Source organism: Bradyrhizobium lablabi (assembly GCF_018131005.1).
Taxonomy (GTDB): Bacteria; Pseudomonadota; Alphaproteobacteria; order Rhizobiales; family Xanthobacteraceae; genus Bradyrhizobium; species Bradyrhizobium lablabi_D.
In genome coordinates, this window is the sequence record NZ_JAFCJK010000005.1 from 522,061 (window position 1) to 546,664 (window position 24,604).

General features: G+C 63.4%; 27 protein-coding genes. 14 read left to right on the forward strand and 13 right to left on the reverse strand.

All coding sequences use genetic code 11. The annotated features are described in order from the left end of the window. Positions 1-17 precede the first annotated feature (17 nt). Complete coding sequence (locus JQ553_RS18295) at positions 18-797, forward strand: Crp/Fnr family transcriptional regulator (RefSeq protein ID WP_212501365.1); 780 nt, start codon at positions 18-20, stop codon at positions 795-797. Between the two features lie 35 nt (positions 798-832). Here the strand turns inward: JQ553_RS18295 and JQ553_RS18300 are convergent, their stop codons facing one another. Further along, a complete protein-coding gene (locus JQ553_RS18300; RefSeq protein WP_212501366.1) occupies positions 833-1,012 on the reverse strand; it encodes a hypothetical protein in 180 nt (59 codons plus the stop codon). A gap of 21 nt (positions 1,013-1,033) precedes the next feature. Then, complete coding sequence (locus JQ553_RS18305) at positions 1,034-1,258, reverse strand: hypothetical protein (protein ID WP_212501367.1); 225 nt, start codon at positions 1,256-1,258, stop codon at positions 1,034-1,036. A gap of 1,189 nt (positions 1,259-2,447) precedes the next feature. On the opposite strand from JQ553_RS18305, the gene JQ553_RS18310 reads away from it, so the two are divergent. The 4 genes from JQ553_RS18310 to JQ553_RS18325 all read left to right on the forward strand — a co-directional run bounded on the left by JQ553_RS18310 (position 2,448) and on the right by JQ553_RS18325 (position 6,055). Next, positions 2,448-2,885, forward strand: coding sequence for a copper chaperone PCu(A)C (locus JQ553_RS18310; protein WP_212501368.1), 438 nt, complete (start codon positions 2,448-2,450; stop codon positions 2,883-2,885). A gap of 105 nt (positions 2,886-2,990) precedes the next feature. Continuing rightward, positions 2,991-4,778 carry a PQQ-dependent dehydrogenase, methanol/ethanol family gene (locus JQ553_RS18315; protein WP_212501369.1) on the forward strand — a complete coding sequence of 596 codons (1,788 nt, stop codon included), beginning with the start codon at positions 2,991-2,993 and terminating at the stop codon, positions 4,776-4,778. A gap of 135 nt (positions 4,779-4,913) precedes the next feature. After that, positions 4,914-5,414: a c-type cytochrome gene (locus JQ553_RS18320; RefSeq protein ID WP_212501483.1), complete on the forward strand. Its 501-nt coding sequence runs from the start codon at positions 4,914-4,916 to the stop codon at positions 5,412-5,414. Beyond that, complete coding sequence (locus JQ553_RS18325) at positions 5,411-6,055, forward strand: hypothetical protein (protein WP_249144370.1); 645 nt, start codon at positions 5,411-5,413, stop codon at positions 6,053-6,055. The genes JQ553_RS18320 and JQ553_RS18325 overlap by 4 nt, the downstream gene beginning before the upstream one ends. Before the next feature lie 224 nt (positions 6,056-6,279). Here JQ553_RS18325 and groL read toward each other — a convergent pair whose 3' ends face one another. Together groL and groES are read right to left on the reverse strand one after the other, a co-directional pair. Next, entirely contained in the window at positions 6,280-7,920 is a 1,641-nt protein-coding gene (gene groL / locus JQ553_RS18330; protein ID WP_212501370.1) for a chaperonin GroEL, read from the reverse strand. A 44-nt stretch (positions 7,921-7,964) separates the two neighbouring features. Further along, on the reverse strand, positions 7,965-8,279 hold the full coding sequence (gene groES / locus JQ553_RS18335; RefSeq protein ID WP_212501371.1) for a co-chaperone GroES: 315 nt from the start codon (positions 8,277-8,279) through the stop codon (positions 7,965-7,967). A 385-nt stretch (positions 8,280-8,664) separates the two neighbouring features. On the opposite strand from groES, the gene JQ553_RS18340 reads away from it, so the two are divergent. Together JQ553_RS18340 and JQ553_RS18345 are read left to right on the forward strand one after the other, a co-directional pair. Further along, positions 8,665-8,955, forward strand: a complete 291-nt coding sequence (locus JQ553_RS18340; RefSeq protein WP_212501372.1) for an usg protein — start codon at positions 8,665-8,667, stop codon at positions 8,953-8,955. 97 nt (positions 8,956-9,052) lie between these two features. Next, positions 9,053-9,595, forward strand: a complete 543-nt coding sequence (locus JQ553_RS18345; RefSeq protein WP_212501373.1) for a cupin domain-containing protein — start codon at positions 9,053-9,055, stop codon at positions 9,593-9,595. A gap of 9 nt (positions 9,596-9,604) precedes the next feature. On the opposite strand, the gene JQ553_RS18350 is transcribed toward JQ553_RS18345, so the two are convergent. Further along, positions 9,605-10,855 carry a NupC/NupG family nucleoside CNT transporter gene (locus JQ553_RS18350; RefSeq protein ID WP_212501374.1) on the reverse strand — a complete coding sequence of 417 codons (1,251 nt, stop codon included), beginning with the start codon at positions 10,853-10,855 and terminating at the stop codon, positions 9,605-9,607. Positions 10,856-10,971: 116 nt separating this feature from the next. Between JQ553_RS18350 and JQ553_RS18355 the strand changes: the two genes are divergently transcribed. Continuing rightward, entirely contained in the window at positions 10,972-12,195 is a 1,224-nt protein-coding gene (locus tag JQ553_RS18355; RefSeq protein ID WP_212501375.1) for an MFS transporter, read from the forward strand. A gap of 179 nt (positions 12,196-12,374) precedes the next feature. On the opposite strand, the gene JQ553_RS18360 is transcribed toward JQ553_RS18355, so the two are convergent. The 6 genes from JQ553_RS18360 to JQ553_RS18385 form a co-directional block, all read right to left on the reverse strand. Continuing rightward, positions 12,375-13,133, reverse strand: coding sequence for an SDR family oxidoreductase (locus JQ553_RS18360; RefSeq protein WP_212501376.1), 759 nt, complete (start codon positions 13,131-13,133; stop codon positions 12,375-12,377). Between the two features lie 14 nt (positions 13,134-13,147). Further along, positions 13,148-13,909 (reverse strand): peptidase, encoded by a 762-nt coding sequence (locus tag JQ553_RS18365; RefSeq protein ID WP_212501377.1) that lies wholly within the window; start codon positions 13,907-13,909, stop codon positions 13,148-13,150. 118 nt (positions 13,910-14,027) lie between these two features. Continuing rightward, positions 14,028-14,870 carry an alpha/beta fold hydrolase gene (locus tag JQ553_RS18370; RefSeq protein ID WP_249144371.1) on the reverse strand — a complete coding sequence of 281 codons (843 nt, stop codon included), beginning with the start codon at positions 14,868-14,870 and terminating at the stop codon, positions 14,028-14,030. A gap of 246 nt (positions 14,871-15,116) precedes the next feature. Further along, the gene (locus tag JQ553_RS18375; RefSeq protein ID WP_212501378.1) at positions 15,117-15,959 is read right to left on the reverse strand and encodes a transglutaminase family protein; all 843 of its coding nucleotides are present in this window, start codon (positions 15,957-15,959) and stop codon (positions 15,117-15,119) included. Between the two features lie 149 nt (positions 15,960-16,108). Next, positions 16,109-17,053 carry an alpha-E domain-containing protein gene (locus tag JQ553_RS18380; RefSeq protein ID WP_212501379.1) on the reverse strand — a complete coding sequence of 315 codons (945 nt, stop codon included), beginning with the start codon at positions 17,051-17,053 and terminating at the stop codon, positions 16,109-16,111. A gap of 8 nt (positions 17,054-17,061) precedes the next feature. After that, positions 17,062-18,480 (reverse strand): circularly permuted type 2 ATP-grasp protein, encoded by a 1,419-nt coding sequence (locus JQ553_RS18385; protein ID WP_212501380.1) that lies wholly within the window; start codon positions 18,478-18,480, stop codon positions 17,062-17,064. Between the two features lie 224 nt (positions 18,481-18,704). Here JQ553_RS18385 and JQ553_RS18390 point away from each other — a divergent pair, with 224 nt between their 5' ends. The 3 genes from JQ553_RS18390 to JQ553_RS18400 all read left to right on the forward strand — a co-directional run bounded on the left by JQ553_RS18390 (position 18,705) and on the right by JQ553_RS18400 (position 20,748). Beyond that, on the forward strand, positions 18,705-19,460 hold the full coding sequence (locus JQ553_RS18390) for a molybdopterin-binding protein (protein ID WP_212501381.1): 756 nt from the start codon (positions 18,705-18,707) through the stop codon (positions 19,458-19,460). A 6-nt stretch (positions 19,461-19,466) separates the two neighbouring features. Then, positions 19,467-19,994, forward strand: coding sequence for a xanthine phosphoribosyltransferase (gpt, locus tag JQ553_RS18395; RefSeq protein ID WP_212501382.1), 528 nt, complete (start codon positions 19,467-19,469; stop codon positions 19,992-19,994). A 142-nt stretch (positions 19,995-20,136) separates the two neighbouring features. Continuing rightward, positions 20,137-20,748, forward strand: coding sequence for a hypothetical protein (locus JQ553_RS18400; protein WP_212501383.1), 612 nt, complete (start codon positions 20,137-20,139; stop codon positions 20,746-20,748). 13 nt (positions 20,749-20,761) lie between these two features. Here the strand turns inward: JQ553_RS18400 and JQ553_RS18405 are convergent, their stop codons facing one another. Next, positions 20,762-20,995 carry a hypothetical protein gene (locus JQ553_RS18405; RefSeq protein ID WP_212501384.1) on the reverse strand — a complete coding sequence of 78 codons (234 nt, stop codon included), beginning with the start codon at positions 20,993-20,995 and terminating at the stop codon, positions 20,762-20,764. Beyond that, a complete protein-coding gene (locus tag JQ553_RS18410) occupies positions 20,995-22,017 on the reverse strand; it encodes a methionine synthase (RefSeq protein ID WP_212501385.1) in 1,023 nt (340 codons plus the stop codon). The genes JQ553_RS18405 and JQ553_RS18410 overlap by 1 nt, the downstream gene beginning before the upstream one ends. A gap of 101 nt (positions 22,018-22,118) precedes the next feature. Here JQ553_RS18410 and JQ553_RS18415 point away from each other — a divergent pair, with 101 nt between their 5' ends. The 3 genes from JQ553_RS18415 (at position 22,119) to JQ553_RS18425 (ending at position 24,542) form a co-directional block, all read left to right on the forward strand. Further along, complete coding sequence (locus JQ553_RS18415; protein ID WP_212501386.1) at positions 22,119-22,820, forward strand: glutathione S-transferase N-terminal domain-containing protein; 702 nt, start codon at positions 22,119-22,121, stop codon at positions 22,818-22,820. A 136-nt stretch (positions 22,821-22,956) separates the two neighbouring features. Further along, on the forward strand, positions 22,957-23,568 hold the full coding sequence (locus JQ553_RS18420; protein WP_212501387.1) for a 2-hydroxychromene-2-carboxylate isomerase: 612 nt from the start codon (positions 22,957-22,959) through the stop codon (positions 23,566-23,568). Further along, positions 23,568-24,542, forward strand: a complete 975-nt coding sequence (locus JQ553_RS18425; protein WP_212501388.1) for an NADPH:quinone oxidoreductase family protein — start codon at positions 23,568-23,570, stop codon at positions 24,540-24,542. The genes JQ553_RS18420 and JQ553_RS18425 overlap by 1 nt, the downstream gene beginning before the upstream one ends. Positions 24,543-24,604: the final 62 nt, after the last annotated feature.

The window sequence follows — 24,604 nt, forward strand, 5'->3', positions numbered from 1 at the left end:
ACTACGGGCCTCCGCTAGTGAATCTACCAGGCGCAATCGGTAATCGCCTTCTCGCAACACTGCCGGCGGCGGACCTCGATCTTCTGAGGCCCGAATTGGAGACCGTCGCGCTCGAGCAGGACGCGGTCATCTCGCGAGCGGGTGACCAAATCGACCAGGTTTTCTTTCCACATAGCGGCGCCATCTCGCTCATGATCGAAATGGCGGATGGACGCACCGTTGCCACCGGGGTCATCGGGCGCGAGGGGGTTGTGGGCAGTCTCTCGGTGCTCGGGTCGTCACTGTCGGCCATTACCGCGCTCGTCTGCACGGCGGGCTCGGCGTCGCGGATTCCTGCGTCACGATTCTACATGGCGTTCGGCCGCAGTCCGGCAATCCGGCAGGCGATCCGGAATCACGTCAGGGCAATGCTCATGCAGTTCCAGCTCGGTTCAGCCTGCAATGCGCTGCATCCGGTCGAAGCCCGCATGGCGCGCTGGCTGCTCCAGCTTCGCGACCGCGTCGACAGCGACGTCCTCCCGCTGACCCAGCAGGCGTTGTCGCAGATCCTCGGTGTGCGACGAACGACAGTGACGCTGCTGATGCGCAATCTGCGCGCGAGCGGCGCGATCAGGTCCGATCAACGAGGCCGGATCGAGATCGACCGGTCGCGGCTATCTGCGGTAGCGTGCGAGTGCCACCGCGTCATGCGTCTAGAGGCCGAGGAGATCTTCTCGAACCATAAGAGCCGATCTCGCGCGGCGGCTCTGCCTGACGATCCGCGCATCCCGGAGATCGAAGCGGACGACGCGCTGTAGGAATGTTTCGGGCGTGACCATCCGCGGCGGGAGGATCAAAGCTCCCGTGCGGGTCCGGACGCCGTCTCGAGCTTCGCAATCTCGCGCAGCACTTTCGCCGTCTGGCGCAACTCATTGCGCTCGGGGCCCGGCTTCAGCCGTCGTGCTTCCTTGAGAAAATCCTTGGCCTGGAGCAGCCAGGCGGACGTTTCGGTCGAGGTCTGCATGCGCGCCATGGTGTCCCTCCATCGCGATCATCAATGCTCTGTATCGAGGTTCAGGCGGGTGAGCCGCCGCCGCACGCCGATGCCCGGCTCATCGACCCAGGCATCCTTCGCGAACCAGGAGTGATCGGTACGGCAGAATGGGCACCGGGTGCGCGAGAAGAACACCGCGCTGCGTCCAAAGCTTTCGCGATCAATCTTGATTCCGGTGGGAATCGCGTGCGCGGTCTGCGGACATTTGACCATGAGCATGCCCATCTGGGCCCTCCCTCGAGATTGCACCTTTTTATTTGCAGAAAGTACCGGCCGGTTGGACCCTGTAGGTGCGACCACGTTGGGGGGCATCGCACACCTGCGGCGTTGATGGAGCATGGGGCAGGGGGGCTGCATGCTCGTCACTGCGCCAGTTCCAACCGGCCGGATCCCTCCTCAATGAATCCTCGACGTGAATTGTGCGCCGTTAGCCAGCCGGCTTCGTTGAGGACCTTGGCGGAGCGCTGCCGACCGGCGCCATTTCTGTCGCCAGGTCGCATATCGCATTGCACGAATACGTTTCGCCCAGGGCCTCGGTGATCTGTTCGGCCGCACGCGCGCGGCAACACCCGACTCGGCAGGATTCCCGGTCATGCCGGGCGCCGCGATCGGGAAGCTCAACCACGACGTGTCGTTCATCAAGGCTGCCATTTCCCTTTCACTCAAGGCACAATTCCCTTCTCGAGCGAAAGCGTTCCTCGCAACGCTCGCGCGCGTCGCGGGAGCTGACGCTCCGTGTCCGGTTCAAATTCTGGGTAAGATTGATCCAGCCCGAGCTTACTTTGCGGAAGGAAAGCAGGACTGTCGGTTCGGTTTGCGACTCTCGCGAAGAAATTTTTTCAAAATTGTCAACCCAAACCTACGTATATTTACGGGCGCCGCTGTGCATAAGGGGGATATCGTGAGCAACCGAAAGATTCTCCCTCAGCGTAAGGTTGTGCGAGGCGCCGAGCATCGCGGCCACCCCGCCGCGAGTACCCAGGTAGTTTGCCGCAAACAACGTTCGCCGACTATCGCATAGATAGCAATCAAGATTGATACAATCGTGCGATCGAGGTTGCGACGCACTCGGCCCTGGGACGGCCATGTGCGCGGTGACTTCGGATCAAATGCGATCTCCTCGGCTCATTGGAATCATTTTCCAGCCCTGGCCCTTAGGGCGCCGCAATTTGGGATATTTTTGTGTATGCAAGAGCCGTAACATCACACGCCAAGAAACAAGAAAATCGAAAGTGGAGGAACGCCGATGGGTCGAACGGCGCGCTTCGTTTGGGCATCCCTCGCATCCAGATCCCGGCTAACTGAACATCTGCTGGACTACGGGCCGGCCGAAAAATAACCGATGGTCGCCCGGGCGACATCGGGTTCCGATCGCGCACGCTCGGCGCGATGCGGCCGGGTTGTGCTTGCCAGCATGCCGCGGTCGCTTGCGATTGGGCTGATCGCTTTCGGACTTGCCCTCGTGCCCCATTTCGCCGCGGCGGGCGATGCCTTGCAGGTCACGAACGCTCGCGTGCCCGCGTCGGACGAGATCGGTGTCAACCTCCCGCTGCTGATGACGATCAGGAACGAGGCCACCGAGGCGGATGCCATTCTGCGCGTCCGCTGTCCGTTTGCCAATTTCTCCGAAAGGCACACCGTCGATCGTGGCGAGGGCGCTCCCGCAATGCGTGAGGTCAGATCGATTCCGATCCCGCAGGGACAGACGACCGACCTCAAGCGCGAGGGATATCACGTGATGCTGCTGCAGACGCGGCAGAAACTCGTCGACGGCGAGAAGTTCACATGCGTCGTCGTCTTCCAGAAGGCCGGTACCAGAGAAACGGAGGTGCAGGTTACCCGAACGCCCTGATCGCGACAGCGGACCTTTGGCCCGCTGGAGGAGGCTTTCCAAGCCGAACGCCCGGATGTGCCGGACGCTCGAAACAACAAGAACTTGTCAAGGAGGACATTGATCATGGAGCGCTTATCAGGCCACGCAAGAGTCTCCTCGCGAGCACGGCTGCTCGCCGTCGTCGTTGCCGCCGGAGGCATACTGGCCGTGACGCCGGTCTCCGCGGCCGACGAGGTCACCCAGGACCGTCTGCTCAATCCCGGCAAGGAGGCAGGCAACTGGATTCATCATCACCAGAACTACTCCGCGCATCGCTTCTCCAGCCTGAAGGAGATCAACCGCGATACGGTGAAGAACCTGAAGGTCGCCTGGACCATGCATCTCGGCGGCATCGAGCCCGGGGGCATCTGGAGCCATGGCGGACTGGAAGGCACGCCGATCGCCGAAAACGGCTTCCTCTACGTCACCGACGGCTGGGGCTCCGTCTACAAGATCGATGCGCATGGCGGGCGCGGTACGCTGGCCTGGAAGATGGATCCCAAGACCGACCGCGACTGGGCCGGCGCTGTGGCGTGCTGCGGCGTCGACAATCGCGGCGTCGCATTGTGGGGTGATCTGGTGATCTCCCACACGCTCGATGGCCGCTTGATCGCGACCAACAAGGAAACCGGGCAGGTTGCCTGGCAGCGCAACGTGGCCGATCCCGACAAGGGCGAAGTGATCACCGGCGCGCCGCTGATCGTCAAGGACATGGCGATCACAGGGGTGGCCGGCGCCGAATACGGCATCCGCGGCTGGATCGCCGCGACCGACCTCAAAACGCAGAAGGAAGTCTGGCGCACCCATACCATTCCAGGCAAGGGGGAGCCGGGCAGTGAGACCTGGAAGGATGCCAATAATTCGGCGGCCGCCGGCGGCGGTTCGACTTGGGTGACAGGCAGCTACGATCCCTCGACGGACACCATCGTCTGGGGCGTCGGCAACCCGGGACCGGACTGGGACAATGCGTACCGGCCGGGCGACAACCTGTACACCGACAGCTCGCTGGGGCTGGACGCCACGACCGGCAAGATCAAGTGGCATTATCAGCACACGCCGAATGATCCCTACGACTACGACAGCGTCGCGGAGAACGTGCTGGTCGATATCCCCGGTCCCAGCGGTCCGCTCAAGCTTGCGCTCGAGGCCGACCGCAACGGCTTTGCCTATGCGATCGACCGCTCCAACGGCAAGTTCGTCTGGGGCCTTCCGTTCGTAAAGAAGGTCACATGGACCAAGGGGCTCGATGCCGAGACGGGTAAGCCGATCGAGTATGACTCGAGCAAGCAGGTGCAGACCTACGTCGCGTCGGTGACACCGAGCCGCACCAACATGGAAACCGACATCTGTCCGGGCAACATGGGCGGCAAGAACTGGCCGCCGACGGCGTACAATCCGGACCTGAAGCTCTGGTACATCCCTGTCATCGAGAGCTGCAACCGCATCAAGGTCGAGGTCGCGACTCCCGACAAGCTGAAGCCGCGCGAATTCTGGACCGGCGGCGGCCCTAGCCAGCCGTTCACGATCACCGGCAGCGTGACGGCGATCGACGTCACCACCGGCAAGGTCGCCGGCAAGATGGAAACGCCGTTCCCGAACCTCGGCGGCATCCTCGCAACTCCCGAGCTCGTCTTCTCCGGTCAGCCCTCCGGAGAAGTGATGGCGCTTGATGCGAAGACGTTGCAGAAGCTCTGGGAGTTCAACACCGGCGGCGGCGTCAACGCCCCGCCGATGACCTTCTCGGTCGACGGCAAGCAGTACGTCGCCATTCTGGTCGGCCTCGGCGGCGCCTGGGACAAGTGGTTCATCGACGCGACGCCCGAGCTGAAGAAGATTCAGCCGGGATCGATGCTCTACGTGTTCGCGCTCTGAGACCCATGACAAAGGAGGGCCCGCAAAGGCCGGGCCCTCCTGCCTCCTCAACAAGAGATGGAAATGATGAGCTTCAAATCAGCTCGGACGGCGGCGTCGATGCTGCTCGCAAGCGTCGTTGCGCTCAATCTTTCGATGCCGGGCGTGGCCTACGGCCAGTCGTCGCAGGCGCCGGCGTCCGATCCGACCAGTGCCGGCAAGGCGGTTTTCGCCAAAGCCAATTGCATGGGCTGCCACAAATGGCACGGCAATGGCGGCGGCGGGTATGGCGGTGACGCGCTGTCGCTGCGCAAGACCGAGCTGACGCGGGAGCAGATCATCGAAACGGTCAGCTGCGGACGGCCGGGCACCGGCATGCCGTTCTTCATGCGCGGCGCCTATGACGAGACCAAATGTCACGGCATGAATCGGCGGGAGGCGAGCGCGCAAATGCCGCCCGAAGGGGGCACCTTCCTGCGAACGAAAGATGTCGAGGCGGTCGCCGACTATGTGATCGCGCACATCAAGGGCGCCGGCGAGCCGACCTACGCCGAGTGCGTTGCCTTCTTCTCCAATACGTCACGGGTCTGCGACATCTACAAGACACAGGCACAGAAGCCGGAGGACGCAGCCGTCGGCGCTGCGAGAAGCCAATGATACGCAGGCTGAGGCTTTCAGGGATTGCCGCCGTCGTTCTCGTCGCCTTGCAGGTGCTCGCGGGCGCTCCCGCGCATGTCGAGGAACTCAGCGGCAATGATCTGCGCGACATCCGTCTTGGAATGGCCGCGAGTGATTTGCCGGAAGCCGGTTATGTCGGCTTCTACTGTGCGACAGACACCGGCCATCTCCTGGCCGGCTGGAGCAAGTGGCGCGACTGTCCGCCCGACGCGAACGGGATGCGCGCGATCCGGTTCGGATACGATCCTGCGACCAGCCGCGACGGCACGATGGTGGCGGGACACCCGGCGATACTCACGTTGTTGATCGACGACACCGGCCATGTCGCCGGCCTGCAGATCGTGACCGATCCGAAGGCGCGGCTCTATATCCGCAAGAAAGCCTTTCTCCTGGGAATGCAGGCCCGGTCGCGCTACGGCGCCGAGGGCTGGGCATGCAGCGAAGGTCAACCCGGCGCGGGCGACCAGCCGGTCGGCGGCGTCTATCTCAGGGAACGCTGCACCAAGACGGTCGACGGCCGCTCGCTCACGGTCGAGCGCAGGCTATTCCGCCGGGCCGATCAGGACCTCAAGGATTTCGTCGACGAGACGCGGATCAGCATTTTGCGGGCAAGGAACTAAAGCGTGATCCGGAAGAGTGCGTAACGGTTTTCCCTTGCGACAAACGCGAAGCATTTGCGCGGAGATCATGCGCAAACGACAAGGTAAAGCGCGATGATGCTTCATCCTGATCTCATTGCGCGTTAACTAGCGGCGGCGCCGGTGCAAGGCGGCGTTCGTCCAAACAAAAACCCCGGCATCGCCGCCGGGGTTTCGCATTTTCTGGATCGCTGGAAAGCGGGACCTTAGAAGTCCATGCCGCCCATGCCGCCGCCCGGAGGCATGGCGGGACCGGCAGCGGCCTTCTTCGGCACTTCGGCCACCATCGCCTCAGTGGTGATCAGCAGCGCAGCAACGGAGGCTGCGTTCTGGATCGCGGTGCGCACGACCTTGGTCGGGTCGATGATGCCCTTCTTGACGAGATCGGCATATTCGCCGGTCTGGGAGTCGAAGCCGTGGTTGTACGACTTGTTCTCCAGGATCTTGCCGACGATCACCGAACCGTCCTCGCCGGCATTGATGGCGATCTGGCGGGCCGGGGAGGAGAGCGCCTTGCGCACGATCTCGACGCCGGTCTTCTGGTCGTCGTTCTTGGTGCGCAGGCCCTTGAGCTGCTCGGAGGCACGCAGCAGGGCGACGCCGCCACCCGGGACGATGCCTTCCTCGACCGCCGCGCGGGTCGCGTGCATCGCGTCATCAACGCGATCCTTGCGCTCCTTCACCTCGACTTCGGTCGCCCCGCCGACGCGGATCACCGCGACGCCGCCCGCGAGCTTGGCGAGACGCTCCTGCAGCTTCTCGCGGTCGTAGTCCGAGGTGGTCTCCTCGATCTGCGCCTTGATCTGGGCGACGCGGGCGTCGATGTCGGCCTTCTTGCCGGCGCCGTTGACGATCGTGGTGTTCTCCTTGTCGATCATCACCTTCTTGGCACGGCCGAGCATCTGCAGCGTGACGTTCTCGAGCTTGATGCCGAGATCTTCCGAGATCGCCTGGCCGCCGGTCAGGATCGCGATGTCCTGCAGCATGGCCTTGCGACGATCGCCGAAGCCCGGAGCCTTGACGGCCGCGACCTTCAGGCCGCCGCGCAGGCGGTTGACGACGAGGGTGGCGAGGGCTTCGCCTTCGACGTCCTCGGCGACGATGACGAGCGGCTTGCCGGTCTGCACCACGGCCTCGAGCAGCGGCAGCAGCTCGTTCAGCGAGGAGAGCTTCTTCTCGTTGATCAGGATGTAGGCGTCGTCCATTTCGACGCGCATCTTGTCGGCGTTGGTGACGAAGTAGGGCGAGATGTAGCCGCGGTCGAACTGCATGCCCTCGACGACGTCGAGCTCGGTCTCGAGCGACTTGGCTTCCTCGACCGTGATCACGCCCTCGTTGCCGACCTTCTTCATCGCGTCGGAGAGGAACTTGCCGATTTCAGCGTCGCCGTTGGCCGAGATCGTGCCGACCTGGGCGATCTCCTCGTTCGAGGTGACCTTCTTGGAGTTTTTCTGCAGGTCCGCAACCACAGCTTCGACCGCGAGGTCGATGCCGCGCTTTAGGTCCATCGGGTTCATGCCGGCGGCAACCGACTTGGCGCCTTCACGGACGATCGCAGCGGCGAGCACGGTGGCGGTGGTGGTGCCGTCGCCGGCCGCGTCCGCGGACTTGGAGGCGACTTCGCGCACCATCTGGGCGCCCATGTTCTCGAACTTGTCCTCGAGCTCGATCTCCTTGGCGACGGTGACGCCGTCCTTGGTGATGCGGGGAGCGCCGAACGACTTGTCGAGCACCACGTTGCGGCCCTTCGGACCGAGGGTGACCTTCACTGCGTTATTGAGGATGTCGACGCCGCGCAGCATCTTGTCGCGCGCATCGACGGAGAACTTGACTTCTTTGGCTGCCATCTGAGTTGTTCCTTGAGAGATTTACCTGGGAGGGAAAGAGGCGCTCAAGCGGCCTTCTTCTTGGAAGCGGGAACGTCGAGGACGCCCATGATGTCGCTTTCCTTCATGATCAACAGGTCTTCACCGTCGATCTTGACCTCGGTGCCGGACCACTTGCCGAACAGCACGCGGTCGCCCACCTTGAGGTCGATCGGGATCAGCTTGCCAGCTTCGTCGCGGCCGCCCGGGCCGACGGCGATGACTTCGCCCTGGGAGGGCTTTTCCTTGGCAGTGTCCGGGATGATGATGCCGCCAGCGGTCTTCTCTTCGGCGTCGATGCGCTTGACCACGACGCGGTCGTGAAGCGGACGGAATTTCATGCAGTCCTCCTAAACATTTGCAGATGTTGTCGAATTTTTGGAGTGTTAGCAGTCTGGACTACCGAGTGCTAGTCCAGCCGCGCTGGAGATAGGCCACTCCCGGCTCGCCGGCAAGGGCTTCTAGCAGAAAAATTGGCACTCAGAGCAGATGGTTGCCAGCATCGCCGGTCATCCTTAACGGCACCCGACGAACCTGCCGACCCCGTATTAGCACGTGCGGTAAGCTGCTGCTAACGCGCGAAATTTCAACAACTCATTAAACATTTGGGCTTGTGATGGGTTAGTCGCGTGCGTCACATTTCAATCATGTGAGTGCATCTATTGCCGGCGTGGCCCCGGCACGTCGGCCACCTCGCGCAAATGCGCTCCGTCACAGGAGGTTGGCATGGTCTCGCGAGTTGGTCGGGTAGTTTCCGACGATTTCCGGAAGCAGTTGCTGGGGTACGGGCTGACGACGGCGCAAATCCTTTACCGGATGCCGGATCATCCCTCGTTACTGCAGACCTATGTCTGGCAGAACTACGATCTCTTCCCGAAATTTCCGGCGCTTCAGGATTTCCTCGCGTTCTGGCAGGAGAAGCTCGAGGGCCCGCTGTTTTCGGTCACGGTGGCGCATTCCAAGCTCATCAAGCCGGCCGAACTGCGCGCTGTCGACGGCGTCTTCCGGCTGCACTGAGGCATCAGGCCTGATTGCCGCTGCGCCCGACTGTGGATAACCTCGCGCAGGTCGCGTCCGCGCCTCGCGGACGCCCGCACGATCAGGGAGGTCGGCAATGGCAAAACAAAAGGCGACATCAAGACCTTCGGCCAAGACCGCGGTGAGGAAGAAGTGGACGGGACATCTGACCGCCGACAAATCCACCGCGCGCAAGACCATCAAGTCCAAGGGGCGCGTCTCGACGACGAAGGCGAAGACGCCGAAAGCGCGGCCGAAGCAGCGCATCGCCATCAGCCATCACCGCGAAGAGGATTTCAAGTGCGATGGCCTGCGCGCCTACGCGCAGTATCGCGACCTCGGCATCGCGGACGCCACCCATGGTCTGGCGCGGGCGCATGTGATCCGGCTGGTGGGGCCGTGCAATCCGGAGGAAGTCTCGAAGCTGCACTACCACGATGTCGAGTTTCAGATGGTCTACGTGCTCAAGGGTTGGGTGAAGACCTATATGGAAGGCGTTGGCGAGACGATGTTCCAGGTTGGCAGCGCCTGGACACAGCCACCCAGGATCCGGCACCTGATCATGGATTATTCTGATGACGTCGAACTGCTCGAAGTGATCCTGCCGGCGGAGTTCAAGACGGTGGAGCTGACGACGTAGTCCTCACCGTCACGTCAACACCCCCACGATCGCGCCCATCAGGCAGGTCGTCAGCGTGCCGGAGACGATCGACTTCAGCCCGAGTGCGTTGATCTCTTCGCGCCGCTCGGGCGCCATGGTGCCGAGGCCACCGATCATGATGCCCAGGCTCGCGAAGTTCGCGAAGCCGCACATCGCGTAAAGCATGATCAGCCGCGAGCGCGGATCGAGCGCATCGGTGCCGAGCTTCGCGAGATCGACATAGGCAATCAGCTCGTTCAGCACGGTCTTGGTGCCCATCAGGCTTCCCGCCGTGACCGCCTGCGGCCACGGCAGACCCATCAGCCAGCACACCGGCGCCATCAGATAACCCAGCAGCCGTTGCAGCGAGATCCTGGCGCCGCCGATCTCCGGCAACAGGCCGATGATCGCGTTCGCGAGATAGACCAGCGCAACCAGCACCAGCAGCATGGCGACGATGTTGAGCAGCAGCTCAAGCCCCGTGGTGGTGCCTTTGGCAATCGCGTCCATCGTCGAGGACGCTCCGACTTCGGGATCGGCAAGCAAGGCGCCGGTGCGCTTGTCCGATGTCTCCGGCACCATGATCAGGCTCACCAAAATGGCGGCCGGCGCGCCCAGCACCGAGGCGATGACGAAATGCGCGGCCGCATCCGGGATCAGCGGCGCGAGCAGGGTGGCGTAGAGCACGAGCACCGTGCCGGCGATGCCGGCCATGCCGCCGGTCATCACGAGGAACAATTCGCTGCGCGTGAGTTGCGCGAGATATGGGCGGATGAACAACGGCGCTTCCACCATGCCGAGGAAGATGTTGGCCGCGGTCGAGAGCCCGACCGCGCCGCCGGCGCCGAGCGTGCGCTCGAGCAGCGAGGCCATGCCGCGCACGACCGGCGGCAGCACACGCCAATAGAACAAGAGCGTCGTCAACACGCTCATCACGAGGACGATCGGCAGCGCCTGGAAGGCGAGGATGAAATCGGAGCCCGGTATCTTCGGATCGAAGGGCAGGGGGGCGCCGCCCACATAGCCGAACACAAAGGCAGTGCCGGCGCGGGTGGCAGCGGCAATGGTCCCGACGGCGTCGTTGATCGCCCCGAAGACTGTTGTCACCAACGGCACCTTGATCAGCACCAGCGCGGTCGCGATGGTAACGGCAAGCCCGATTGCCGCCTGGCGGACCGATACCGCGCCGCGGTTTTCGCTGAGCGCCCAGGCGATCGCCAGCAGCGCCGCTACACCGAACGCCGATTGTAACTGCAGCATCAAGCCCCCGAACAAGTCCCGCGGGATTATGGCAGGGGCCGCACGCAGCGCAATGCCGTTGCGTCTCGGGAGCCATCGCCATTGACAAGTTGCCGGCCGCCGTCCACGGCTCCAACATGTCCCACACAAAGCCGGTCCGGGCCCGCGATCTTCTCGTCCAGCGGCCGTTTCTTTTCTTCCTTTCGTCGCGCAGCCTGTCGCGCTTCTCCAGCCAGATCGGCGCGGTCGCGATCGGCTGGCAGGTATACGAGCTGACTGGCAGCGCGTTCGATCTCGGCATGGTCGGCCTGGTGCAGTTTCTCCCCACTGCACTGCTCGTGTTCGTCGCCGGCCATGCAGCCGACCGGTTCGAGCGCAAGCGCGTGGTTCAGGCCTGCCAGCTCGCCGAGGCGCTCACTGCGCTGTTCCTCACGGTGAGCACCTTTGCCGGCACCATCTCCGAGGTGCAGATCTTCATTGCGACCTTCGTTTTGGGGATCGCCGGCGCATTCGAGAGCCCGGCGACCGCGGCGCTGCTGCCGCTGATCGCCCCGCAGGGGTCGCTGCAGCGGGCGACCGCGATCTCGAGCGGCGCCGCGCAGGTCGCGACCATTACGGGCCCGGCGCTCGGCGGTTTCGCCTACGCCGTGATGCCAGGGCTGCCCTATGGCGTCATGGTGGTGTTCTGGCTACTCGGCGCGATCCTGACCGGCGGCATCGGCCGCTTGCAGCAGGCGGCGGTCAAGGACACGGCATCATCCGATGACCTGTTCGCCGGCGTCACCTTCGTGCGCGGTAATCCGGCGATCCTCGGCACCATCTCGCTTGATCTGTTCGCGGTGCTGTTCGGCGGCGTCACCGCGCTGCTGCCGATCTATGCCCGCGATATCCTTATGACAGGCCCGCTCGGCCTCGGCATCCTGCGCGCCGCACCCGCGGTCGGCGCGCTGTTCATGACGGTGGTTTTGGCGCGGCACACCATCAGCAGCCATGTCGGCTTGCGCATGTTCCAGGCGGTGATTGTGTTTGGCGCCGCTACCGTGGTGTTCGCGCTGTCGCAATGGATGTGGCTGTCGGTGCTGGCGCTGGCGGTGCTGGGCGCGGCCGACACGATCAGCGTCGTGATCCGCTTCTCGCTCGTGCAGCTCTCGACGCCGGACGAGATGCGTGGTCGCGTCGGCGCGGTGAATTTTCTGTTCATCAACGCCTCAAACCAGCTTGGCCAGTTTGAGAGCGGCGTCACCGCGGCGCTGTTTGGCACAGTGCCGGCGGCCGTGCTCGGCGGTGTCGGCACCATCGCGATCGCGCTGCTCTGGATGAAACTGTTCCCGGCACTGCGCAACGTGGAGAGGCTGGAGTAGGGGACGAGCAGCGCCTGTCCCCGTACCTCGTCCCGCTTGCGGCGAGAGGTTGGATCGCATCGTCAGATGCGATCCAAGTGAGCGGGAATCTCCGCACGTTAGTTGCTTACCTTCTTCGCGGGCCCGGCCCCTCACCCCGACCCTCTCCCCGCAAGCGGGGCGAGGGAGAAGAGAGATCGCTAGCCCCGGCCCACGAACGGCATCTTGCTCGCCATGACCGTCATGAACAGCACGTTGGCGTCGAGCGGCAAGCTCGCCATGTAGGCGACTGCATCGCCGACCGCCTTCGCGTCCATGCGCGGCTCCGGCATCTTGCGGCCGTCGGGCTGCAGCACGCCGTCGACCATGCGATCGGTCATCGGGGTTGCGGCGTTGCCGATGTCGACCTGGCCGACCGCGATGTCGTACATCCGGCCGTCGAGATTGGATGCCTTGGTGAGGCCGGTGATGGCGTGCTTGGTCGAGGTATAGGCTGCCGAGAACGGCCGCGGGGCGTGCGCGGAGATCGAGCCATTGTTGATGATGCGACCGCCACGCGGCTTCTGGTCCTTCATGATGCGGAAGGCGTGCTGGGTACACAGGAACGGGCCGGTGAGATTGGTGTTCACCACCGCCTGCCATTGCTCGAGCGAAAGATCCTCGAAATTGACCGGCGGCGCGCCCATGCCGGCATTGTTGAAGAGCACGTCGAGCCGGCCGTAGGTGTCCTTCACCTTGTCGAACAGCGCGGCGATCGAGGCCGGGCTCGTCATGTCGGCGGAGACGCACATGCTCTTGCCGACATTGTCCCCGAGCTTCTTGGTCTCTTCCAGCATCTCCATGCGCCGTCCGGCGAGCACCACTGTGAAGCCTGCGTTCATCAGAGCGAGCGACGCCGCCCGCCCGACGCCTGTGCCAGCTCCGGTGACGACGGCGATCTTGTTGGTTGCTTCGGCCATTTGGTTTCCTCTGTTTATTGGGCTTTTGATTCGGTTTCGGTTTTGTAGGGTGGACGCGGAATATTCTGATGCGCCGCGCGCAGCGCTGCGGACCAGCGCGAGCGCAAGTCGTGAAAATAGGGCTCGCCGGCCTCGATGCGGTGGTTGAGGTCGGCCTCGCAGGCATCCGACCGCACCACCAGCACGTCGATCGGCAGGCCGACGCCGAGATTGGAGCGCATGGTGGAATCCATGGAGATCAGGCCGGTCTTCAACGCCTCATAAAGCTCGACGTCGTAATGCATGGCACGGTCGAGCACGGGCTTGCCGTATTTGTGCTCGCCGATCTGCAAGTAGGGCGTATCGGTGGTGCATTCGATGAAATTGCCGGCGGTGTAGATCATGAACAGCCGCATCCGCGAGCCCTTGATCTGGCCGCCGAACAGGAACGAGACGTCGAAGGAGACGTCTTCCGACCGCAACGCGTCGCCTTCGGTGGCGTGCACGGCGCGGATCGCGCGGCCGATCCGCTGCGCGGCCTGGAACATGGTCGGCGCATTCATCAGCGTTTCGAGCTCGCCGGTTTGCGGATCTTCCATCCCTTCGGTGAGGGTCGACAGCACCGACTGGCTGATCGCCAGATTGCCCGCGCTCGCGATCGCCATGATGCGCTCGCCGGGCTTTGAGAAGATGTGCAGCTTGCGGAAAGTCGAGACGTTGTCGAGGCCGGCATTGGTGCGAGTGTCGGCGATCATGACGAGGCCGTCGCGCACCAGAATTCCGCAGCAATAAGTCATTTCCAGTCCCCAAACGGCCCGAATTTTCGCCGAAGAACTAGTAGCCAATTTCAGGGTCTCATCCAACCCCGATTCCCTGCCGCGGAACAGGCTGCGAATGAGTAAGAACCCGGGAAACCTAGCTTTCGAGGAAATCCAGCAGTGCCGTGTTGAACAGGAGTGGGTCCTGCAGCAACGCGAAGTGGCTGACGTTGGGGAGGATCAGAAGGCCGGCGCCTGGAATCGTCGCAGCCATGTATTCGGTATGCTCGCGCTTGATGCCTTCGTCGTGCTGGCCGTCTGCAATCAGCACCGGCGTTCGGATCGCGCGCAGCTGCTCGTCCGTCCAGTTCGGCTGCGTCTCCCACATCTTCTCGATCTCATGCAGAAACTGTTCGTATTCGTTCGGCGTCGGCGAGTTGCGCGCGTACTCTGAGCGTGCACGCGCAATGTATTGCGCAAATGTTGGGTCGTTGTCGTAATCCGGGTTGAGACCTGAGGTTTGGGTGTTGGCGCCGAAGGCGAATACGCGGCTGACCCGGTCGGGATGACGCATCGCCATATCAAGCCCGATGATGGCGCCGTCGCTCCAGCCGACGATCGACGCGCGCGGAATCTGCAGATGATCGAGCAGCGCGACGACATCGTCCGCCATCAGGTCGTATCCGAACGGCTGCGCGTCGCGCGTGCTGCGGCCATGGCCGCGGCTGTCGACGAGGATGACGCGGTGCCGGCGTGCGACCTCGGGCGCCTGAAGGCCGAAATAATCGGAATTGGCTAGCCCACCGTGCAGAAAGACCACCGGGCTTCCGTCGCCGAGATCAACATGGAACAGGTTGATTCCGTTCACCTCCGCTGGTGCGCTGCGCCCGACAACCGGAGCCGGCGTCGCTGGCAGGGATTGCCATCGATCCAGCGCGACGGCGCGGGCCATGGGAGTCAGGCTGAAGAGGGCAGTCGCGAGAAAGAGACGTCGGTCCATGTGTGCTTCTCCTCGAGCCCGGCGCAGGATAGCGGCAACAGCCGGGCGTTTCACCCGGGCACTTCGTTTCCAGCCAGGCGGCATCCGAGCAAACAGGCGACCGGCTACGGGATGATTTCGAGGATCAGGCTTTTGATGACATTTGTCGCGTGCGGCTCGTTGTTCCGAGCCTGTCGTTCACCCCCTCAAGACGCGGTTTTGCCTCGTTCGGACGAGGGATCTCTGTTGTCTCTGTGACGCCTTTGACTACGACTGCGACTGACTCTGCCACTGGCCTGGTCGACCGGCCTGGTCGACCTTCACCGCAACCGTCAACGTCTCCGTCCCGCCGCCATAGCGGGTGCCGCGCACCGGGGCGGCGCCGAGGTAGTCGAGGCCGATCGCGACGCGGGCATGGGCGTCCGTGGTGCAGATGCCGTTCGCGGCGTCGAAGCCGACCCAGCCGAGATCAGGCACATAGGCTTCCGCCCAGGCGTGGCCAGCCTGCTGATTGACCATGCCGTCGGAGCGGAGGAAATGGCCGGAGACGAAGCGGGCAGGTACGCCGCCGGCGCGCGCGCAAGCGATGAGAATATGCGCATAGTCCTGACAGACGCCGCTTTTCAGCGCGAAGGCCTCGGACGCCGAGGTGGCGCTGTTGGTCGGATCCTCGTCGAAGGTCATGTGCTCGTAGATATGCACCATCAACGCGTGCAGGAAGCCGAGTACGTCGCTGCCCGCTTCCGCGCGCAGTTCGCGCACGAAGCTCGTCATTGTCGGATTGACGTCGGTAAGGGGCGTCGCGCGCAGGAACAGGCTCGGCGGAAACCGCTCGTCGGAGCCCCGCAGAACGCCGCCAGTGTCGTGAGTTTCGACCAGGCCCTCGACATGGATGGTGAGGTCGGCGATCGATCCATGCGTCAGCACATGCGTGACGTTGCCGAACGCGTCCTCATGGACATCGAGCCGCGAGTCGGTCGAGACGTCGATCTGCCATTGCGCGACGTACTGCCCGTCATGGTTGCCCGGCGTCATCCGCAGAATCTGAATCACGCCCGAGGCCGGCGGCTCGTAGCGATAGGTGGTCGTATGGGCTATCCGAAGGCGCATGGCTGACCAACAGGAGGTTGGGTTGTCATGCCCGGCCTCGTGCCGGGCATCCACGTCTTTCGTCCTTATCGCCTCTCAAAGCAAGACGTGGATGGCCGGGTAAGCCCGGCCACGACGGGATTCTTGTTATTCGGGCCGTGTCGATTCCATCAAATCAGATACTGCTTGGTGATGATCTCACCCAGCCGCGAGTTGTCCGCGATGAACTCCTGGATGAACTCGTGCACGCCGTGCTGGAAGATATCGTCCATATGGCTGTGTTCAAGGCGGTTTCTGACGCCGCGGGCGTGGCGCTGGGAGGCGCCTTGCCGGCCATAGGCGACGCCGATCTCGTCCAGATTGCGCACCAGATTGCTGTAGCAGCTTGCAAGCGATCGCGGCAGCGTGTCGTTGAGGATGAGCAGATCGGCGATCAGCCACGGCTTCAGTGTTTCCCGGTAGACCCAGTGGTAGGCCGTCAGCGCCGAGACCGAGCGCAGGATCGAGGTCCACTGATAGTAGTCGAGCGGGCCGCCGACATGCTCCTCTTCGGGCAACAGCACGTGATATTTTACGTCGAGAATGCGCGCGGTGTTATCGGCACGTTCGAGATGCAGCCCGAGCCGCGAGAACCAGTAAGCATCGTTGCGCAGCATGGTGCGGTAGGCCGAGCCGTCGAAGCGCAGCGAGGTTTCCTGCACAAAGCGCAGGAATTTCGCCAGCTCCTCGCGGTTCGCGGTGCCCTTGCTCCAGGCCGCCTGCAACTCGATCCAGGCTGAGTTGATGGTGTCCCACATCTCCGACGTCAGCGCGGTACGCACCGAGCGCGAATTGAGCCGCGCCGCCTCGATGCAATTCCTGATCGAGGAGGGGTTGGCGGGGGAGAAGGAAAGATATTCGACGACGTTCTGCTCGTTGGCTTCGTCATATTGGTCGTAGAAGCTTGCGCCGACGCCCGCGGTGAGCAGCGCGGAATCCCATTCATTGGTCTTGCCGACATAAGCGGCCGGAAGCGCGGTGACGCGCAGCGTCGCGTCGATCGTGCGCGCGAGATATTCGGCGCGCTCGACATAACGGGCGAGCCAGAACAGGTTTTCGGCAGTGCGCGAAAGCATGCTCTCACCTACTCACTCAGTATCCAGGTGTCCTTGGTGCCGCCGCCCTGGCTCGAATTGACCACGAGCGATCCCTCCTTGAGCGCCACGCGGGTCAGCCCGCCCGGTACGATGGTGGTGTGCTTGCTGCCAGTCAGCACGAACGGCCGCAGATCGACATGACGCGGCGCGAGCCCCTTCTCCGTGCAGGTCGGGCAGGTCGACAGGGCGAGCGTCGGCTGGGCGATGAATCCCTCCGGCTCGCGCTTGAGCTTGTCGCGGAATGCTTCGATGGTTGCCTTGGTAGCGGCCGGGCCGATCAGCATGCCGTAGCCGCCCGAGCCGTGCACTTCCTTGACCACGAGGTCGGCAAGGTTGTCGAGCACGTAGGCAAGATCCTGCGGCTCGCGGCAACGCCAGGTCTGCACGTTCTTCAGGATCGGCTCCTCGCTGAGATAGAACTTCACGATGTCGGGCATGTAGGAGTAGATCGCCTTGTCGTCGGAAATCCCGGTGCCGACGGCGTTGGCGAGCGTGATGTTGCCGGCCGCATAGGCCGACATCAGCCCGGGTACGCCGAGCGCGGAATCCGGACGGAAGGTCAGGGGGTCGAGGAAATCGTCGTCGACGCGGCGGTAGATCACGTCGACGCGTTTGAGTCCCTCGGTGGTGCGCATGAAGACCTCATCGTTCTTGACGATCAGGTCGCGGCCCTCGACCAGCTCGATGCCAAGCTTGTCGGCGAGAAAGGAGTGCTCGTAATAGGCCGAGTTGTAGACGCCCGGCGTCATCAGCGCGACCGTCGGCTCGGCCGCGGCGCTCAGGGGGGCGACCGAGCGCAGCGCGGCCAACAGCTCGTCCGGATAGCGTTCCACCGGAGCGACGCGGTGGCGGGCGAACAAGTCCGGAAACAGCCGCATCATGATCTCGCGGTTTTCCAGCATATAGGACACGCCGGACGGCGTGCGCGCATTGTCCTCCAGTACGATGAAGTTTTCCGGATCGGTGCGGATGATGTCGATGCCGGCGATATGGACATAGACGTCGTGGGGCACGTCCTGGCCGTTCATCTCGGGACGGAATACCGGGTTTTGGAAGATCAGGTCTTCCGGGATGACGTTGGCGCGCAGGATGTCGCGGCCGTGGTAGATGTCCTTGAGGAATATGTTGAGCGCTAGCACGCGCTGTTTCAGGCCTTTTTCCAGCAGCGACCATTCCATGGCCGACATGATGCGCGGGATGACGTCGAAGGGAATCAGCCGCTCCTGGGCTTCGGCGTCGCCATAGACGGCGAAGGTGATACCGATCCGGCGGAACAGGAGCTCCGCTTCCTGGCGGCGGTATTCGAGCGCATCCGGCGGGGTCTCCTTGAGCCAGCGGGAGAGCTCCTGGTAGGCCGGGCGCAGGTCGTCGCCGAGGCCGCTCATTTCATCGAACGCGACTGCCATAAATCCCGACCGCCCTCCGAAGCCATCCGACAGAGTGCATGACTTGAAGGGATGGTAGCAAGGGGCGGGCCAGCGCGATATGCATTGGCTGGCGGCATTTGCCAGGGATGATCCGCCACGCTGCCTGAAAAACCGGCTGCGGCCTGCGTATTTCGGCGGCAAAATCCCGTGACATCAAGGCATTGCGTCGGCAATGTCGGGGGCCAGAGTGAGGAAATGAGACAATGAGCGAGATCGTCACGGCGGGGATTCTGGTGATCGGCGACGAAATCCTGTCCGGCCGGACCAAGGACAAGAACATCGGCTTCATCGCCGAATACCTGACGAATATCGGCATCGACCTGAAGGAAGTGCGCATTGTCGCCGACGACGAGGCGGACATCGTCACCGCTCTTGATGCGCTGCGGCATCGCTACACCTATGTCTTCACCACCGGCGGGATCGGGCCGACCCATGACGACATCACCGCGGACAGCGTGGCGAAGGCCTTCGGGGTCGGGATCAGTCACCATCCCGAGGTGGTCGCGCGGTTCAGGGAGCGCTGGAGCGAGCAGGATCTGAACGAGGCGCGGTTACGGATGGCCCGTGTGCCCGACGGCGCCGAACTCATTCAGAGCGCGACCATCCTCGCGCCCGGATTCAAGCTCGGCAACGTCATCGTGATGGCGGGCATCCCTTCAATCATGCAGGCGATGATGGACATCGTGGCACCGCGGCTGAAGTCCGGCGTGAGGATGCTTTCGGATTCCGTGCGCGCCGACGCGCGGGAGGGCGACATCGGCGGCCCGTTGCGGGCGATCGCAGTGGCGCATCCCGACACCATCATCGGCAGCTATCCGTTCCAGGACGAGAACCAGAAGCCGAACACCAATCTGGTGGTGCGGTCCCGCGATCCGGAAAAGCTCGCGGCGGCAATGGCAGAGGTGAAAGAGATGCTGAAACAGCTGCACGCCGTGCACAACAAGCCGGCGGCGGGTTGATGCGCCATGGTTGATAGAAGTTCTGAACTGAGCGCGCAGGAGCGGGCAGGCAAGGCCTTTCCGGTCTCGTGGGATCAATTTCATCGGGACTGCCGGGCGCTGACCTGGCGGCTCAACGAGGTCGGGCCGTTCCACGCCGTGATCGCGATCACCCGCGGCGGGCTGGTGCCGGCGGCGATCGTGGCGCGCGAACTCGGCGTGCGCGTGATCGATACCGTTTGCGTTGCGAGTTATGACCACGACAAGCAGGGCGACCTGAAAGTCTTGAAAGGCATCTCGGACGACACGGCAAAACTCGGAGGCGGTACCGGCAAGGGTCTTCTGATCGTCGACGATCTCGTCGACACCGGAAAGACCGGGAGACTGGTGCGGCAGTTGCTGCCGGAGGCGCATTTCGCCACCGTCTACGCCAAGCCGAAGGGGCGGCCGCTGGTCGACACCTTCATTACGGAGGTGTCGCAGGACACCTGGATCTTCTTCCCATGGGACACCGCGCTGTCATTCCAACCGCCGATCCGCGACGACGCGGCGTGAGGTCACCGTCATTGCGAGCGAAGCGAAGCAATCCATCGCGCGGCATGCGTGGACGTATGGATTGCTTGGTCGCTGCAGGGCAAAATTGCTCTGCAATTTTGTCGCGAGCTCCTCGCAACGACGATTGCGGCTAGGGCGAGCCGTGCCCCTGCAAAACCGCGTCACGCCGACAGGCGACATCATCGCCACCGAACATCGTGGCACCTTCACCGGCAATCGCGGCATCATCCACGACCCTGCGACGAAGACGCTCTTGACCAAACGCTGGTCGACGCCCGCCTGGATCACCTGCCTGTGCGAGTTCAGGGGATGGCGGCGCAGCGTGATGAGCAGGCGGAGCTGGACCGAAATGTTCTTCCTCGATGAAGCCACCGCGTTCGCCGCCGGTCATCGTCCGTGCTTCTTCTGCCGTCGCGCGGACGCAAAACGGTTTCGCGGCTGCTGGGAGCGGGGCAATGGCGTGACCGGCCTCAGTGCCAAGGCGATGGACGCGGTGTTGCACTCTGAAAGGCTCGAACGCGGCCGGAAGCGGTTGCATCCGCTGCCGACGGCGCTGCTTGAGCTGCCCGATGGTGCGATGGTGCAGGCGAACGGGGAGAGCTACCTCGTCACCGGCGGCAAGGTGCTGCGCTGGTCGTTCGCTGGCTACAGCCATGCTGACATGACCGGCCCACCCATGCTGCTCACGCCGCCATCGACGATCCGCGCGTTTCAGGCGGGTTACCGGCCGATGCTGCATCCGAGCGCGAATTAGCCGCAGAAGTCTGTCAGCGAAGTGGCTTGCCCTGCTCGTCGACGCTCATGCGGGAATCCCTGAGCGTCCATTCCTTGATGATCTGCCGGCAGCGCACAATCTCCGGCGGGTCCTGTGTCGCAGGTGATTGCGCCGTGCGTGCGATCGTGTCCCGGCAGGCATTGAGCTGGTCGCGCTCGCCGGCCTGTGCCGGCCAGGTCGCGGCGAGCAGCGCGGCCGTCGTTGCGATGCGAAGGACGGTCGCCATCAGGCCAGCCGCTGCCTTGCCAGCTTTGCACCTGCGCCGAGCGCCACGAGCTTGGCTTCCGCGATATCCCGCCGCATCGGCGCCATGCCGCAATTGGTGGTCGCAACGATATTGCTCTTGGGCACGAATTTCGCGACCGCCTCGATCACCTTGACGACGTCTTCCGCGGACTCGACCTCGTCGCTGGCGACGTCGATCACTCCGGCCTGCACGACCTTGCCGGGAAGTGCCGACAGCAGTTCCAGCGGCACCTTCGAATTCCGACACTCGATCGCAACCTGCTGGATCGTGCTCTTGTCAATCACGGGGAACGTTTCTTCGTACTGCCGCCACTCGCCACCGAGCGTCTGCTTCCAGTCGGTGTTGGCCTTGATGCCGTAGCCGTAGCAGATGTGCACGGCGGTAGCGCAGGTCAGCCCTTCGGCCGCGCGTTCGAGCGCCTTGACGCCCCAGTCGCGCACCTCGTCCATGTAGACGTTGAAGGCAGGCTCGTCGAACTGGATCATGTCGACGCCGTCGGCCTGCAGCGCCTTTGCCTCGTCGTTCAACAGCTCGGCAAAGGCAAATGCCATTTTGATGCGGTCGCCGTAATATTTGTCGGCGATGGTGTCGATGATGGTCATCGGTCCGGGCAGGGTGAATTTCAGCCTGTTCCTCGTATGCGCCCGGGCGACGCGGGCCTCGCCGGAATGTACGCGGCCCTTGAGCCGCAGCGGCGCGACCACCTGCGGAACCATGGCCTTGTAGCGATCCTTCCGGATGCCCATTTCGACCTTGTGAGCGAAATCGATGCCCTCGATCTTCTCCAGGAAGCCGTGCACGAAATGCTGGCGTGCCTGCTCGCCCTCGGTGACGATGTCGATGCCGGCATCCTCCTGCAGCTTGACTGCGAGCACGGTGGCGTCCCGCTTGGCGCGTGCGAGTTCGTCGCCTTGTGGCTTCCAGGGCGCCCACAGGACATTGGGCTCGGCCAGCCATTCCGGCTTGGGTAGGGAGCCTGCGATGGTGGTTGGAAACAGCATGGGAGCCTCCGGCCGCGGTATCATTGAGGGCCTGTCTGCCATGTCTTATGCTCGAGGTACAGAACAACAAAAGTCTGCGTGACCCGCAATCAAGGAAACCCATGATCGACCTTCACTACGCGCCGACGCCGAACGGATGGAAAATTTCGATCATGCTGGAGGAGTTGGGGGTGCCCTACCGGGTCATCCCCGTGGATATCCGGGCCGGCGAGCAGTTTCGCCCCGAATTCCTGGCGATCAGTCCCAACAACCGGATTCCGGCGATCGTAGACCATGAGCCCGTCGATGGTCGCGGGCCGTTTTCGGTGTTCGAGACCGGCGCAATTCTGATCTATCTTGCCGACAAGACCGGCCGTTTCCTGCCGCAGGAGTTGCGGGAGCGGTCCACCGTCGTTCAATGGGTAATGTGGCAGATCGGGGGCTTAGGTCCAATGCTCGGCCAGCACGGCCATTTCGCGCTCTACGCGCCCGAGAGGATCCCTTACGCGATCGAGCGCTACCGCGACGAGGCGGCCCGGCTCTACGGTGTGCTCGACCGTCAGCTCGGCAGGACCGGCAGCTACATTGCCGGCGACTATTCGATCGCCGATATCGCCTGTTTCCCCTGGACCATGACCCACAAGGCGCAAGGTTTCACGCTCGACGACTATCCGAACATCAAGCGCTGGTACGCGGCGGTGCGCGCCCGGCCGCAGGTGCAGGCGGGCCTTGCGATCGGCAAGTTCGTCAAGGAGCCGTTCGACGAGGAGGCGCGGAAGAATATGTTTGGCCAGCGCGCGAAGGAGCTCACCGGAAGGAAATGACACTCTGGCTCATGGTGAGGAGGCGCGAAGCGCCGTCTCGAATCATGAGGCCACAGACAGGCTTTCATCCTTCGAACGCGCATGCCGCGCTCCTCGGGGTGGGGGGTCAAGAGCAACCACAATACAAGGAAATGCCATGATCGAATTCTTCTTCGACTGTTCCAGCCCGTGGACCTATCTTGCCTTCCACAACATTCAGCCGCTTGCGAAGGAATTCGGTGCCGAGATCATTTGGCGGCCGATCCTGGTCGGCGGCATCTTCAACACAGTCAATCCATCGGTCTATGCCCAGCGCGAGACTCCGGTGCCGTTGAAGGCGCGCTACATGTTGAAGGATCTTGCCGACTGGGCGCGCGCGGCAGGGCTCGCCATCAAGATGCCGCCGACGGTGTTTCCGGTGAACAGCGTCAAGGCGATGCGCGGCTGCATCCTTCTCGGCAACGACAGGATGGTGCCGTTTGTGCGCGCCGTGTTCGAGGCCTATTGGGGCGAGGACAGGGATATCTCGCAGGACGCGGTCCTGTCCGAGATTTGCGGCAAGGTGGGCATCGATCCGGCAAGGTTCTTCGCCGGGATCGGCGACCAGGCGATCAAGGACCAGCTCAGGGTCAACACCGAGGAGGCGGTGGCGCGAGGTGGCTTCGGCTCGCCGACGATTTTCGTCGACAAGACCGACATGTATTTCGGCAATGACCGCCTGCCGCTGATCCGCGAGGTGCTGGCGCGCCGCAAGGCGAGCGCAGCTTGATGCCGAGAGCCGTCGTCTGCCGCGAGCTCGGGCCGCCCGAGCACCTGCACCTCGAGAGCTTTGCGTCCGTTCCGCTGCAGGCGGGCGAAGTGCGCGTCGCCATTCGTGCCGCGGGCATCAATTTTCCCGACATCCTGATGGCGGCCGGCGAGTACCAGCTCAAGCCGCCGCTGCCGTTCACACCGGGCTCGGAAGCGGCCGGCGACGTCGTCGAGGTGATTGATGCCGCCGGTGTCGCTGAAGGTGACAAGGTGATCGTGAAGATGCGCTTCGGCGCCTATTGCGACGAGGCCGTGGCTGTGCCGTCACAGCTCGTGCCGCTGCCGTCGACCTTCGACTATGCAGAGGGCGCGACCTTTCTTGCCGCGCACGGCACCGCCTATCACGCGCTGATCGACCGCGGTCAGATCAGGCCAGGCGAGGTGCTGTTGGTGCATGGTGCCGGCGGCGGCGTGGGGCTGGCCGCCGTCGAGATCGGCAAGCTGCTCGGCGCCACCGTGATCGCCGCGACGTCAAGCGAGGAGAAGCTCGCGGTTGCGAGCGCGCGCGGCGCCGACCATCTCGTGCTCTATGCACGGGAGCCTTTCCGCGAGGCAGTCAAGCGCCTTACCGATGGCCGCGGCGCCGACGTTGTATTCGATCCGGTCGGCGGCGAGGTGTTCGAGAGCTCGATGCGCTGCATCAACTGGGGCGCGCGGATTCTGGTGATCGGCTTCACCGGCGGCATCGGCCTCGCGCGCACCAATCTGTTGATGATCAAGAGCGCGAGCGTTCTCGGCGTCCGCGCCGGCGAGGCAGTGCGAAAAAATCCCGCCCTCGGCGCGACCAGGATCAAGGCGCTGAGCGAATGGGCGGAGGCCGGCAAGGTCCGTCCGAATATTTCGCATCGCCTTCCGCTCGAGGAACATGCGAAGGCGATGCGGTTGCTCATCGAGCGCAAGGCGATCGGCCGGGTGGCGTTGATGATGCGGTAGTTCCCGTCGTTGCGAGCGAAACGACGAAAGCTAAAGCATGATCCGGAAAAGTGTGTAGCGGT